Origin of the sequence: Solimonas sp. SE-A11, assembly GCF_030345715.1 — a bacterium.
Lineage (GTDB): Bacteria > Pseudomonadota > Gammaproteobacteria > Nevskiales > Nevskiaceae > Solimonas_A.
The window spans coordinates 229,872-242,660 of sequence record NZ_JAUASX010000004.1; the positions used below are offsets into that span (position 1 = coordinate 229,872).

Here is a 12,789-nt window from a genome sequence, read left to right on the forward strand (position 1 = left end):
GCGCCTTGCCTCTCAGCCGAGATACTTGTTCTTGACCTTCACGTAGTTATCCGCGGAGTACTTCAGCGAGGCGATCTCATCGGCGGTCAGCTCGCGCGCCGCCTGGGCTGGGGCGCCGCGGTACAGCCAGCCGCTCTTGAGCGTCTTGCCTGGCGGCACGGTACTGCCCGCGGCGATCAGGACGTCGTCCTCCACCACAACCTTGTCCATCACGATCACGCCCATGCCGATCAGGCAGCGGTTGCCGATGCGGCAGGCATGCAGGATCACACCGTGGCCGATGGTCACGTCGTCGCCGATCTGCAGGTCGGCTCCACCGGGGGAATAGGGGCCGTCATGGGTCACGTGCAGCACGGAATTGTCCTGAACGTTGCTGCGGGCACCGATGCGGATGCGGTTGACGTCGCCGCGGATCGACACCAGGGGCCAGACCGAGGCATCGTCACCCAGGGCCACGTCGCCGATGACCTGGGCGGAGGGGTCGATGTAGACGCGCTCGCCGACCTTCGGCCAGAGTCCCTGGAACGGCCGGATCATGGCGAGGACAGCGGCACCGACTCGATCTCCAGCGGCATCGACTGGATGTCGGAAAGCGTGTTCGCCGAAGGACGCTGGTAGGTGGCCATGCGCTTGACGAACTCATCGACGTGATCGACCACGTCGGTGGAACCGCGCAGCACCGAACCGAAGGCGCCGATGATCAGCGTGTGGCTCATCTTGGGATAGATCACTGTCTCCACCGGTCCGCCGGCATTGGCCACGGCCTTGGCCAGGCTGCGGGTGTTGTCCGGCCAGACGATCTGGTCGTTCTCGCCGTGCAGCAGCAGCAGCGGCGGGTTCTGGCCGTCGGCGAAGAAGATCGGCTGCGACTGCTCGAAGCGCTCAGGCGGGCCGAAGATGTCGCGCAGCACCGGATCGGTGATCGGCAGGAAATTGTAGGGGCCGGCCAGGCCGATCATGCCGCGCAGCCAGCTGCGCGAACCACCCACCTTCTTCAGGTAGCTCTCGTTCAGCGCCAGCATGGCGGCGATGTGCGCGCCGGAGGAGTGCCCCATCACGAACAACTGTTCCGGATTACCGCCGTAGGCCGCGGCATTGTTCCTGGCCCACTTCACCGCCTGCGCACCGTCCTCGACAAAGGTCGGGAAGCGCACCTGCGGGTACTTCCGGTAGTTGGGCACCACGGCGACGATGCCGCGGGAGGCCAGTGCCTGGCCGACGAAGCGGTATTCCTGCTTGTCACCCTCGCTCCAGCGTCCACCGTAGAAAAACACCACCACCGGGGCATTGCGCGCGCCCTCCGGAGTGTAGACATCCAGGGTCTGGCCCGACGTCGGGTCGTACGGCAGGTTCATCGCCTGGTTGTAGCCGGACGAGGGGGTGAAGGCGTTGAGGACGCCCGGACCGGTGCAGCCGGCCAACAGGACAAGGCAAAACAGGGGGATCAGCTTGCGCACGGAAAAACCTTCTGGTTAGGCGGGTTTGTGCTGAAAATGAAGGGCGATATGGTAGCGCGGCAGGGCATTTTCACGCATCCTTTGGGCCAAATTACGGACCCCGGACACCAGGGGCCGGTTCCACAGGGGCGGATAAAACATGATCGGCAGCTTCATCTGGCTGGCAGTGGCGGTCGCGGTACTGCTGTATGGCATCGTGATCTACAATGGCCTGGTCAGCCTCAAGCACGGCGTGACCAAGGCCTGGAGCAACATCGACGTGCTGCTCAAGCAGCGCCACGACGAGCTGCCCAAGCTGGTGGAGACCTGCAAGCAGTACATGCAGTTCGAGCGTGACACGCTGGAAAAGGTCATGAAGGCCCGTTCCGGCGCCCAGACCGCCCGGGAAGCCGGCGACGTCAAGGGCGTGGGTGCCGCCGAGGGCCTGATGCGGGCCGGCCTGGGCGGCATCGTCGCCACGGTGGAGGCCTATCCCGAGCTGAAGGCCAACCAGTCGATCCAGCAGCTGCTGGGTCGCATCACCGGCCTGGAGAACGCCATCTCCGACCGCCGTGAGTTCTACAACGAGACGGTCAACGTCAACAACGTGCGTATCGAGCAGTTCCCGGATGTCATCGTCGCCCGGCTGGCCGGCTTCAAGTCCGCCGTGCTGCTGGAGTTCTCCGAAGAGGAGAAGCGCGATGTCGATGTGAAGGCCCTGTTCAACTCCTGACGCGGTCTACCGGCGCGGCCGCGACCCGCCGGCCGCCTCGCCCCCTCCGATGATCGCCTTCCTGCAAGAGCTCGCCGGCAGCCTGCGCCACGCCGACGCCGGGCACTTCTGGTTCTGGACCCTGCTCGCTGCCGCCGGCGCCTCTGTCCTGTTCGCACTCGCCTTCCGCTACCTGCGCCACTCGCGGCTGATCCAGGACACGCCGGTATCACGCATCCGCTCGGCCGCACAGGGCTACGTGCGCCTGCAGGGCCACGCGCGCCTGCTGCCGGGCCCGGAAATCCACTCGCCGCTGAGCGGCGTCCGCTGCTGCTGGTGGTGGTACCGCATCGAGCGCCAGGAGACGACCTACCGCAACGGCAAACGCAGCACCGAATGGGTCACGGTGGAAGCCGAGACCAGCGGCGAACTGTTCCAGCTGACCGACGAGACCGGCGACTGCATCGTCGACCCCGCCGGCGCCACGGTATATCCCAGCCTGGAGCGCCAATGGCGCGGCCGCACGCAGCGCCCGGAGGGGCCGCCGGTGGGCAGGCGCTGGTTCGGCGGCGGCGATTACCGCTACAGCGAGAAGCTGCTGCAGTTCGGCGACTACCTGCTGGCGCTCGGCCAGTTCCGCTCGCAGAGCGATGCACCGCAGTTCGACACCGCCACCGAGCTGCGTGAACTGCTGGCCGAATGGAAGCGCGACCGGGAGGCCCTGCTCGGGCGCTTCGACGCCGACGGCAACGGCGAGATCGACGCGCAGGAATGGGAGACCGTGCGCCGCGCCGCGATGGATGCGGTGCGCGGGCGCCAACTGGAACGCTCGCTGGATCCCGACATCCACGTGCTGGACCGCAGCCGCGACGGCCGCCCCTTCCTGCTGTCCACGCTCAGCGCCGCACAGTTGCTACGGCGTCAGCGCTGGTGGATATTTTTTAGCCTCCTGGGCTTCCTGGCCCTGGGCTGCGCCACGGTTTTCGCCCTGCAGGCCCGGGGCTTGGTCGGCGGTGGATGATGATTAAATTATTTACTTTATTTATTAAAGTATATATAAAATCACATTGAATCTCAGTACAGCCGTCCTGGCACCCCGCTAAATTCCCCCCCGAAACAACCCTCTGCGGAAATGGCCGCGACGAGGTCTCGTGCCGGGGCCTTGAAGGGGGGGACAATAGGGCCCAAGTTGAAGCTTCCCTTGTACCCCACGAGAACCATGACCAACCCCCTGCTGGCTGCCGCGGGCCTCACGCCCCTCCCCGTCTTCGACCAGGTCCTGCCGGCGCATGCCGAGCCGGCGATCGACGCCGTGCTGGCGCAGAACCGTGAAGAAGTGCAGGCGCTGCTGGCCAACAACACGCAGCCCAGCTGGGACAGCCTGATCGAGCCGCTGGAGGAGATGGGCGACCGCGTGCACCGTGCCTGGGGCCCGGTATCGCACCTGTTCAGCGTCACCAGCACCGCCGAGTGGCGCGCCGCCTTCAACGCCTGCCTGCCCAAGGTCACCGAGTACGGCATCGAGCTGTCGCAGTCCGAGCCGATGTACCGTGCCTACCAGGCCCTGGCCGACAGCGCCGAGTTCAAGACCTACGGCTTCGCCCGCCGCAAGGTGGTCAACGACGCCCTGCGTGACTTCAAGCTCTCCGGCATCGCCCTGCCGGCGGAGCAGAAGGCGCGCTACAAGGACATCAGCCTGCGCCTGTCGGAACTCCAGACCAAGTTCGAAGAGAACCTGATGGACGCGATCCAGGCCTGGAGCAAGCCAGTCACGGACGGCTCGCTGCTGGACGGCATGACCGAGGCCGCCAGGCAGTCCGCGGCCGACAAGGCCAGGTCCAAGGGCCTGGAAGGCTGGCTGCTGACGCTGGACTTCCCCAGCTACGACGCCGTCATCACCTACGCCAACAACCGCGAGCTGCGCCGCGAGTTGTACGAGGCCTACGCCACGCGCGCCTCCAGCCAGGGCCCGCTGGCCGGGCAGTTCGACAACACCGAGCTGATGGAAGAGATCCTCAAGCTGCGCCACGAGCAGGCGCAACTGCTGGGCTACCGCAACTTCGCCGAGGTCTCGGTGGCCACCAAGATGGCCGAGTCCCCGGACGAGGTGGAGAAGTTCCTGCTGGACCTGGCCACGCGCGCCAAGCCGCGCGCCCAGGCCGAGGTCGATGAACTCAAGGCCTTCGCCAACCAGCTCGACGGCCTGAACGACCTCCAGCCCTGGGACTCGCCCTACTACGCCGAGAAGCTCAAGGAGCAGAAGCTCGGCCTGTCCGAAGAGGAATTGCGCCCCTACTTCCCGCTGCCGGGTGTGGTGCAGGGCATGTTCGACCTGGTGGAGCGCATCTACGGCATCCGTGTGGAGAAGGCCGAGGGCGTGCCGGTCTGGCATGCCGACGTGACCACCTACGCGCTGAAGAACGCCGAGGGCCGCGCGTTCGGCATGTTCTACCTGGACCCCTACGCCCGCCCGGAAAAGCGCAGCGGCGCCTGGATGGACGAATGCGTCAACCGCCGCCGCACCGCCTCGGGCCTGCAGCAGCCGGTGGCCTATCTCGTGTGCAACTTCACGCCGCCGCTGCCGGGCCAGCCCGCGCTGCTGACGCACGACGAAGCCCTGACCCTGTTCCACGAATTCGGCCACGGCCTGCACCACCTGCTGACTCAGGTCGACGAGGCCTCGGTGGCCGGCATCCACGGCGTGGCCTGGGATGCGGTGGAGCTGCCGAGCCAGTTCATGGAGAACTGGTGCTACGACCCCGCCACCCTGCGCGGTTTCGCGCGGCACTGGCAGACCGGCGCGCCGATGCCGGAGGAGATGATCGCCAAGCTGCGCGGCAGCCGCTCCTTCCTCACCGGCCTGGCCAACGTGCGGCAGATCGAGTTCTCCCTGTTCGACCTGCGCCTGCACCGCGACTACGACCCGGCCCAGGGCTCTCGCGTGTTGGAAACGCTGGACGCCGTGCGCGACATCGTCGCTGTGATGCGCCCGCCGTCGTTCAACCGCATGCCCTGGAGCTTCAGCCACATCTTCGCCGGCGGTTACGCCGCGGGCTACTACAGCTACAAGTGGGCCGAGGTGCTGTCGGCCGACGCTTTCGCCGCGTTCGAGGAGAGCAACTTCGCGCCCGAGACCGGGCACAAGTTCCGCGACACGATCCTGGCGCAGGGCGGCTCCAAGGAAGCCATGGAGCTGTTCGTGGAGTTCCGCGGCCGCAAGCCCAGCATCGAGCCGCTGCTGCGGCACACGGGGCTGCAGGAAGCGGCCTGAGTCACGGTGGTACCCGCCCGCTCCTTCCGGGAGCGCGCGGCAAGATTTTGCAGTGGGCTAGCCCTCTCTGCCGCAAACAGGGATTTCCTCCGATCCCGCGGCAGAGGGGGTTTTGCTCTTTTGGGTAGACTTCACGCTCCGCCCGACCCATCCCTGCCCATGAAGATCGCCTCCTGGAACGTCAACAGCCTGCGTGTCCGCCTGCCTCACCTGCTGGACTGGCTGAAAGCCGCCGAGCCCGACGTGGTCGGCATCCAGGAAACCAAGTGCGTGGACGAGCAGTTCCCTTTCGCGGAACTGGAAGCCGCCGGCTACTTCGCCGCGCACAACGGCCAGAAGACCTACAACGGCGTGGCCCTGCTGTCGCGCCAGCCCCTGGTCGACGTCTGCCGCGACATGGAGTGCTTCGCCGACGAGCAGCGCCGCGTCATCGCCGCCACGGTCGGCGGGGTCCGGGTGGTCAATGTCTACGTGGTCAACGGCCAGGCCGTGGGCAGCGAGAAGTACGAGTACAAGCTGCGCTGGCTCGCCGGCCTGCGCCAGTACCTGGAGGCAGAACTCCAGAAATATCCGAAGCTGGCGGTCACCGGTGACTACAACATCGCCCCTGCCCCGGAGGACACGCACGATCCCGCGGTCTGGGAAGGCGGCATCCTCTGCTCTGAACCCGAGCGCGCCGCCTTCCGCGCCCTGCTGGACCTGGGCCTGAAGGACAGTTTCCGCCTGTTCGATCACCCCCCGGGAACCTTCACCTGGTGGGACTACCGGCAGGCCGGCTTCCGCCGCAACCTGGGCCTGCGCATCGACCACGTGCTGCTCTCGGAACCCTTGGCCGCCGCCTGCACCGGCGTGCAGGTCCACCTGGAACCCCGGCGCCTGGAACGTCCGTCGGACCATGCCCCGGTCGTGTCGGAATTCACAGTCTGAATGTGAGCCCCATCACGTATTCAGGGGATGGGGACAGGGATATGATGGCTCATGAAACCCCTGAATAGGGGTGAGGAGCCCGATGAGTCTTCTGCGGAAGAGGCGCAACCACTACGACGTCACCGACACCGTCCGGATTTCGCATCCGGACGAGGTGCGGGATGCCGTCTGCGGCATCGTGGGAGCGCTCTATCCCGGCATGGACCTGAAGCCCCTGCACAAGGCTTTCGACGTCTTCACCCGCCTCTACGCCGGCACCCTGCCCGGCTACATGGGCTGCGACACCTGGTACCACGATGCCCAGCACAGCCTGGACTGCGCGCTGGCCATGGCCCGCCTGCTGGACGGCCACGAGCGCAACGTACCGGTGGCTCAGCGCCTCGGCGAGCGCCGCACCCAGCTGGGCATCCTGATCGCGCTGTTCCACGATGCCGGCTACATCCGCCGCAGCAGCGACAGTGCCTGGAACGGCGCCGAGTTCACTCTCAACCACGTCCACCGCAGCGGCGAGTTCCTGGCCGATTTCCTGCCCCAGGTGGGCTTCGGCGACGCCGCCGAGCTGACGCGCCAGGTGGTGCACTTCACCGGCTACGAGATCGCGCTGGACAAGATCCGCGTGCGCCACCCCAAGGACCGCATGCTCGGCTTCATGCTGGGCAGCGCCGACATCATCGCGCAGACCTCCGACCGCTGTTACCTGGAGAAGTGCAAGACCTACCTGTTCCGCGAGTTCGTGATCTGCGGCATGGCCGGCCCCGGCATCCCGGGCGGACCCAAGGTCATGTACCCCCAGGTGGAAGACCTGCTGCGCAACACGCCGGAGTTCAACAAGAAGCTCTGGGAAGAACGCCTCGACGGCTACTTCCAGGGCGTGTACCACTACATGGACCACCACTTCGGCGGCCATAACCCCTACGTCGAGCAGATCGACGAGCACCTGCGCCTGATCCGGCGCCTGGGCAAGAGCGGTCGCTTCGACCGCCTGTCACGCCGCCCCCAGGCCATCGCCGCCCAGGAGCTGCGCGAGATCGCCGGGCTCAATCCGCCACCGGCTTCCTCGAAGAAGCCGCGCGGAGAGATGCGGCGCGCGGCCTAAGCTTCAACGGGGCTTCAACACGCCTCCGGATTCAGCCAGACGTCCAAGTTCAGCCAGGCTCCGCCCTGGCTTCCATCGAAGCGCCCGGACGTTCATACAAAACCGTTCAAACCGAGTAGCGCAGCGTATCGAGGTGCGCCCCGGACCTCGATACGCTGCGCTGCTCGGCATGAACGATCATTTTGACTTGCCGTCGCGCCCCTGCACCGTCCCCGCACCCACCGCACGCGGATCGGCCGCCGCATCCAGCCTGTTCGTCTTGGGGTCCCAGCTCACCAGCTGCAAGTTGCCGTAGCTGCCCGGCACCAGGTTGAGGCTGTCCGGCCCCAGCTGCTTGAGCGTATGCCCCATCCGCTTGAGCTCCGCCTGCTGCGCCTCCGACAGCGCGCCAGGCTCGAACTGCACCACGTCCGGCAGGTACTGGTGGTGGTAGCGCGGCAGCGCCGCGATCTGCGCCGCTGGCAGGCCGTCGATCCAGCCCAGGATGCCCAGGGCCACCATGGTGATGATGCGGCTGCCGCCGGGCGTGCCGATCACCAGCGCGCCGCGCGGCCCCTCGACGAAGGTCGGCGTCATCGACGACAGCGGACGCTTGCCCGGTGCGATGCGGTTGGGCACCGAGCCGATCAGGCCGTAGGCATTGCTGGCCGCGGTAGCAGCCGAGAAATCATCCATCTCGTCGTTGAGGAACAGGCCGGTGCCGGGCACCACGAAGCCGGAACCGAACGGCAGGTTGATCGACAGCGTCGCCGCCGCGCGGTTGCCCTCGCGGTCGATCACCGAGATGTGCGTGGTGTTGCCGCCTTCCGGCGAGACCGGCAGCGTCGCACTGGGCGTGGCGCGGTCCCTCCGGATGCTGGAGGCCAGTTGCAGCGCGTGTTCGCGCGAGCTCAGGCGCCCCACCGGGATGTCGACGAAATCCGGATCGCCCAGGTAGCTGGCGCGGTCGCGGTAGGCGCGGCGCATGGCCTCGATCATCAGGTGGCGCGAGGCGGTGGACCCGTCGTTCCTCCAGCCCAGGGCTTCGAGCTGCTGGAATATCTGCGCCAGGCCGATGCCCCCGGCCGAAGGCGGCGGCGCCGTGACGATGCGGTACTCGCGGAACCAGGTCACCAGCGGCGCACGCTCCACCACGCGGTAGCGCCGCAGGTCTTCCTCGCTCCAGATGCCGCCGGCCGCGCGCACGCCCGCCACCAGCTTCCTGGCCACCTCGCCCTCGTAGAAGCCCGCCAGCCCGTCCTTGGCCAGGGCCTTGAGCACGCGGGCCAGGTCCGGCTGTCGCAGCGTGTCGCCGGCCCGCAGCGGCTTGCCGCCCGGCGCCAGGATCTCCAGCGCGCCCGGCGACAGGCGCGACAGGTTGCCCTGGATCGTGGCCGCCAGCTTGGCATCCACCGCAAAGCCCTCCGCCGCATAGCGGATGGCCGGCGCCAGCACCCGCTCCAGCGGCAGGCGCCCGTAGGTATCGGCGATATGCACCAGCGCCGCCGGCTCGCCAGGGATGCCCGCGCCAAGCGCGCCGTCACGCGAACGCGCGTCCACGGCCTTGCCGTCCGCCGACTGGAACATGGTCTCGGTGGCCGCGGCGGGGGCCGTCTCGCGCCCGTCGACGAAGGTCTCGCCGCCGTCCTCTTCCCGGTGCAGCAGCCAGAAGCCGCCCCCGCCCAGGCCTGAGCCCGTGGGCTCGGTCACCGCGATCGCCGCGCTGGCCGCCACCACCGCGTCGAAGGCATTGCCGCCGTCGCGCAGCGCTTCCAGGCAAGCCTCGGTGGCCAGCGGGTGGGCGGTGGCGCAGGCGTCCCCCGGCAGTTCCGCCGCGCGGGCCGGGAGGACGAGGCAGCAAAGCAGCAGGAAAGCAGCGCGTTTCATGAGACCAGCCGGATGAGCTTGTGGTACTTGGCCAGCAGTTGTTCCTGGGTCTCGGCGTGGTCCGGGTCCAGGGGGATGCAGGCCACGGGGCAGACCTGCACGCACTGCGGGGTATCGTGATGCCCCACGCATTCGGTGCACAGCGCCGGGTCGATCTCGTAGATCTCCACGCCCTGCGAGATCGCCTGGTTCGGGCAAACCGGCTCGCAGACGTCGCAGTTGATGCACTCGTGGGTGATCTTGAGGGACATATGGCTATTTTACCCCTCCCGGGGACGGGAAGTTCCCACCCGGTGGGTGGCGGTGGGGCGACACGCTGGCCTCACCTTCTCCCCTGCCGCTATCCCCGTACACGAGGAAAGGGAAATACCGCTTTTACTTCTTTCCGTCGCGCCCAAACCTCTGCAACAGCACCGGCACCACCGCCTTCGGCACCAGCTTCTCCACCGGCGCGCCCAGGCCCGCCAACTCGCGCACCAGCGAGGACGACAGGTGCGCATACTCCGGCGAAGGCGCCAGCAGCACCGTATCGAGGTTGGCGTAGAGATCGCGGTTCATCACCGCCATCTGCTTTTCGTATTCCACGTCGCCCACCGTGCGCACACCGCGCACCAGCACCGTCACGCCATTCTCGCGCGCGAAATCCACCACCAGGCCGCTGAAGGCCTTCACCTCCACGTTGGGCAGATCGTGCACCACGTCGCGAATCAGGGCGACGCGCTCCTCGGGGCTGAACTTGGGGTTCTTAGCGATGTTGTAGCCCACCGCGACGATCAGCTTCGGGAACATCTTCGAAGCACGCGTGATGATGTCGAGATGACCCAGGGTGATCGGGTCGAAGGTGCCGCTGTAGGCCGCGATGACGGACATGTGCTTCCTTGGTGGGCCATCCGTGAGGCTGTGTTCCGACCCGGTCATCCATGGCCGGGCGCGCGGCGCGCGAGGGTTTACTTGGGGGGATGCTGGTACCGCGCCAGGCCGAAGCATACCTGACCGGCCTGCTTTTCCCGCAGCAGTTCGTAGCCCGGCGGCAGCGTCGGCGGCTTGCCCTCGGACCACTCCAGGTAGATGCGGTTCTGGTCCGGCACCAGCACGCGCGGCAGTTCCTGCAGCGCGCGATCCAGCAGTGGGCTCGCATAGGGCGGATCGAGGAACACCACGTGGTAGCGGTGCCAGCTCTGGTCGAGGAAGTAGACCGCGTCCATGCCGGTAACGTCCCAGCGCGTGGTCGGTGCCTTGAAGTGGAGCAGGGCGGCCTTGATCATCGTGGCCTGGCGGTTGCCGTTCTCCACGAAGGTGCAATGCGTGGCACCGCGCGAAAGCGCCTCCAGGCCCATGGCGCCACTGCCGGCGAACAGGTCCAGGCAGCGCGTGCCGTGGATGGTCGGGGCCAGCCAGTCGAAAACCGTCTGGCGCACGCGGTCCGGCGTGGGTCGGGCGCCGCTGTCGCCGTCGAACTCGACGATACGGCTGCGCCACTCCCCGCCGATGATCCGCAGTTTCCCTGGAGGCCTTTTTGCCATGGACCGCAATTAATCAAGAACCGCGCGCGCGGTCAACCGCCTTCAGTCGGGCAGCACGCCATAGCGGTCGCGCAGGCGCGCGTGGCGGTGATCGAACACGCGGCGCGCCAGCGTGGCGGGCAGCGACCCCGGCAAGGGCAGTCGCGGCTGGAACTCCAACTCGTCGGTGACGATGCAGCCCTTGCCCTGCTCGGCGATACGGCGGCGGTGAATCCACACGCGCTGCAGCCAGGACGTGGAGCGCTCGTCGAAGCCGTTGTCGTACAGGGCCTCGAAGGTCAGCGCATGGCGGTCCACCGGGATCACGCCGCCCAGCAGCAGCCAGCTCTGGAACAGCGTCTGCTTCAGCGGTGCCTGCTGCAGGTCGAAGTTCTCGGCCTCACGCGGATAGCTCATGCGCACCAGCGGCATCAGCTCGGCGTTGACGCCGCGCATGGTCAACGCCTCGGCCAGAACGTCCTGCGCCGGCGCCGCGAGCCGGCTTTCGAAGCGCAGGCGGATCATCCCTGCGTACCGCCGACGGTCAGGCCATCGATCTTCAGCGTCGGCTGGCCCACGCCCACCGGCACGCTCTGGCCGTCCTTGCCGCAGATGCCGACGCCGGTGTCCAGCTTCAGGTCATGGCCGACCATGCTGACGCGCGTCAGCGACTCCGGGCCGTTGCCGATCAGCGTGGCGCCCTTCACCGGGCGCGTGACGCGGCCATCCTCGATCAGGTAGGCCTCGTTGGCCGAGAACACGAAGTTGCCGGAAGTGATGTCCACCTGGCCACCGCCGAAGTTCACGGCATAGATACCCCTCTTCACCGAGGCGATGATCTCCTGCGGATCGTGCGGGCCGGGCAGCATGTAGGTGTTGGTCATGCGCGGCATCGGCAGTGCCGCATAGGACTCGCGCCGACCGTTGCCGGTGGGGCGCACGCCGGTCAGGCGGGCGTTGAGCTTGTCATGGATGTAACCGCGCAGGATGCCGTTCTCGATCAGCGTGGTGCACTGGGTCTGCGTGCCTTCGTCATCCACGCTCAGCGAACCGCGGCGGTTCAGCAGCGTGCCGTCGTCGACAATGGTGCAGAGCTCGGAGGCCACCTTCTGGCCGATGCGGCCGGAGAAGGCCGAGGTGCCCTTGCGGTTGAAGTCGCCTTCCAGGCCGTGACCCACCGCCTCGTGCAGCAGCACGCCCGGCCAGCCGGGGCCGAGCACCACCGTCATGGTGCCGGCCGGTGCCGGCACGGCGTCGAGCTGCACCAGCGCCTGGCGCACGGCCTGCTGCGCCAGCATCTCGGGCTGGTCGCCGCCGAGGAACTCGGCAATGGTGCCGCGCCCACCGGCGCCGGCATGGGCCTGCTCGCGGCGGCCGTTGTGTTCCACGATGACGCTGACGTCCATGCGCACCAGGGGGCGCACGTCGCCGGCCAGGGTGCCGTCGGTGGCAGCGATCAGCACGGCCTCGAAGTTCACCGCCAGGTTGACGTTGACCTGCTGCACACGGCTGTCGGTGGCTCGCGCGGCGACGTCGGCGCGGCGCAGCAGCGCCAGCTTCTCCGGCGTGGCCATCGACTGGATGGGGTTGATCGCCGGGTACAGCGGCTTGGGCTCCGCGCGACGCGCGAAGGCCTGCACGGCACCCTGCTGGCCCTGGCGCACGATGGCGCCGGCCGCACCGGCGGCATCGCTCAGCGCTTCCAGGCGCAGTTCGTCGGAATAGGCCAGGCCCTGCTTGTCGCCGGCCACGGCGCGCACGCCCACGCCCTGCTCCACGTGGTGCGAGCCACTCTTGATGATGCCGTCCTCCAGCGACCAGGCCTCGGTCAACGAGTGCTGGAAGTAGAGATCAGCCTCCTCGATGCCGGGCTTCATCAGGCCATCGAGCAAGCGCGACAGCGCGGTGTCGTCGATGCCGGTGGGTTCGAGCAGGGTCTGGCGGGCAACTGCAATCGGTGTGTCGTTCATGGTCCTGAT

Annotated in this window: 13 protein-coding genes; 5 read left to right on the top strand and 8 right to left on the bottom strand. The window is 67.5% G+C overall.

Going from position 1 to position 12,789, the window contains the following annotated elements:
• Positions 1-12 precede the first annotated feature (12 nt).
• Together QT386_RS07415 and QT386_RS07420 are read right to left on the bottom strand one after the other, a co-directional pair.
• On the bottom strand, positions 13-537 hold the full coding sequence (locus tag QT386_RS07415; protein ID WP_289273114.1) for a gamma carbonic anhydrase family protein: 525 nt from the start codon (positions 535-537) through the stop codon (positions 13-15).
• Positions 534-1,457, bottom strand: coding sequence for an alpha/beta hydrolase (locus tag QT386_RS07420; RefSeq protein ID WP_289273115.1), 924 nt, complete (start codon positions 1,455-1,457; stop codon positions 534-536). Before QT386_RS07420 ends, QT386_RS07415 begins: the two co-directional genes overlap by 4 nt.
• A 139-nt stretch (positions 1,458-1,596) precedes the next feature.
• On the opposite strand from QT386_RS07420, the gene QT386_RS07425 reads away from it, so the two are divergent.
• From QT386_RS07425 to QT386_RS07445, 5 genes are all read left to right on the top strand, one after another.
• A complete protein-coding gene (locus QT386_RS07425; RefSeq protein ID WP_289273116.1) occupies positions 1,597-2,169 on the top strand; it encodes a LemA family protein in 573 nt (190 codons plus the stop codon).
• A gap of 49 nt (positions 2,170-2,218) precedes the next feature.
• Positions 2,219-3,169: a GIDE domain-containing protein gene (locus tag QT386_RS07430; protein WP_289273117.1), complete on the top strand. Its 951-nt coding sequence runs from the start codon at positions 2,219-2,221 to the stop codon at positions 3,167-3,169.
• 198 nt (positions 3,170-3,367) lie between these two features.
• Positions 3,368-5,419: a M3 family metallopeptidase gene (locus QT386_RS07435; protein WP_289273118.1), complete on the top strand. Its 2,052-nt coding sequence runs from the start codon at positions 3,368-3,370 to the stop codon at positions 5,417-5,419.
• A gap of 159 nt (positions 5,420-5,578) precedes the next feature.
• Positions 5,579-6,346, top strand: a complete 768-nt coding sequence (gene xth / locus QT386_RS07440) for an exodeoxyribonuclease III (protein ID WP_289273119.1) — start codon at positions 5,579-5,581, stop codon at positions 6,344-6,346.
• An 82-nt stretch (positions 6,347-6,428) separates the two neighbouring features.
• Complete coding sequence (locus QT386_RS07445) at positions 6,429-7,442, top strand: hypothetical protein (RefSeq protein WP_289273120.1); 1,014 nt, start codon at positions 6,429-6,431, stop codon at positions 7,440-7,442.
• A 177-nt stretch (positions 7,443-7,619) separates the two neighbouring features.
• Here the strand turns inward: QT386_RS07445 and ggt are convergent, their stop codons facing one another.
• From ggt to tldD, 6 genes are all read right to left on the bottom strand, one after another.
• Positions 7,620-9,308, bottom strand: a complete 1,689-nt coding sequence (gene ggt, locus QT386_RS07450) for a gamma-glutamyltransferase (protein WP_289273121.1) — start codon at positions 9,306-9,308, stop codon at positions 7,620-7,622.
• On the bottom strand, positions 9,305-9,559 hold the full coding sequence (locus QT386_RS07455; RefSeq protein WP_289273122.1) for a YfhL family 4Fe-4S dicluster ferredoxin: 255 nt from the start codon (positions 9,557-9,559) through the stop codon (positions 9,305-9,307). The genes ggt and QT386_RS07455 overlap by 4 nt, the downstream gene beginning before the upstream one ends.
• A gap of 124 nt (positions 9,560-9,683) precedes the next feature.
• Positions 9,684-10,178 (bottom strand): pantetheine-phosphate adenylyltransferase, encoded by a 495-nt coding sequence (gene coaD / locus QT386_RS07460; protein ID WP_289273123.1) that lies wholly within the window; start codon positions 10,176-10,178, stop codon positions 9,684-9,686.
• Between the two features lie 77 nt (positions 10,179-10,255).
• Entirely contained in the window at positions 10,256-10,831 is a 576-nt protein-coding gene (gene rsmD / locus QT386_RS07465; RefSeq protein WP_289273124.1) for a 16S rRNA (guanine(966)-N(2))-methyltransferase RsmD, read from the bottom strand.
• Between the two features lie 42 nt (positions 10,832-10,873).
• Entirely contained in the window at positions 10,874-11,335 is a 462-nt protein-coding gene (locus QT386_RS07470; RefSeq protein WP_289273125.1) for a hypothetical protein, read from the bottom strand.
• Positions 11,332-12,780 (bottom strand): metalloprotease TldD, encoded by a 1,449-nt coding sequence (gene tldD, locus QT386_RS07475; protein WP_289273126.1) that lies wholly within the window; start codon positions 12,778-12,780, stop codon positions 11,332-11,334. Before tldD ends, QT386_RS07470 begins: the two co-directional genes overlap by 4 nt.
• Positions 12,781-12,789 lie beyond the last annotated feature (9 nt).

Excerpts from the sequence above, each read along its gene's own strand:
- QT386_RS07415 (WP_289273114.1), bottom strand. The coding sequence starts at position 537 with ATGATCCGGCCGTTCCAGGGACTCTGGCCGAAGGTCGGCGAGCGCGTC.
- QT386_RS07425 (WP_289273116.1), top strand. The coding sequence starts at position 1,597 with ATGATCGGCAGCTTCATCTGGCTGGCAGTGGCGGTCGCGGTACTGCTG.
- QT386_RS07430 (WP_289273117.1), top strand. The coding sequence starts at position 2,219 with ATGATCGCCTTCCTGCAAGAGCTCGCCGGCAGCCTGCGCCACGCCGAC.
- QT386_RS07435 (WP_289273118.1), top strand. The coding sequence starts at position 3,368 with ATGACCAACCCCCTGCTGGCTGCCGCGGGCCTCACGCCCCTCCCCGTC.
- xth (WP_289273119.1), top strand. The coding sequence starts at position 5,579 with ATGAAGATCGCCTCCTGGAACGTCAACAGCCTGCGTGTCCGCCTGCCT.
- QT386_RS07445 (WP_289273120.1), top strand. The coding sequence starts at position 6,429 with ATGAGTCTTCTGCGGAAGAGGCGCAACCACTACGACGTCACCGACACC.
- ggt (WP_289273121.1), bottom strand. The coding sequence starts at position 9,308 with ATGAAACGCGCTGCTTTCCTGCTGCTTTGCTGCCTCGTCCTCCCGGCC.
- QT386_RS07455 (WP_289273122.1), bottom strand. The coding sequence starts at position 9,559 with ATGTCCCTCAAGATCACCCACGAGTGCATCAACTGCGACGTCTGCGAG.
- coaD (WP_289273123.1), bottom strand. The coding sequence starts at position 10,178 with ATGTCCGTCATCGCGGCCTACAGCGGCACCTTCGACCCGATCACCCTG.
- rsmD (WP_289273124.1), bottom strand. The coding sequence starts at position 10,831 with ATGGCAAAAAGGCCTCCAGGGAAACTGCGGATCATCGGCGGGGAGTGG.
- QT386_RS07470 (WP_289273125.1), bottom strand. The coding sequence starts at position 11,335 with ATGATCCGCCTGCGCTTCGAAAGCCGGCTCGCGGCGCCGGCGCAGGAC.
- tldD (WP_289273126.1), bottom strand. The coding sequence starts at position 12,780 with ATGAACGACACACCGATTGCAGTTGCCCGCCAGACCCTGCTCGAACCC.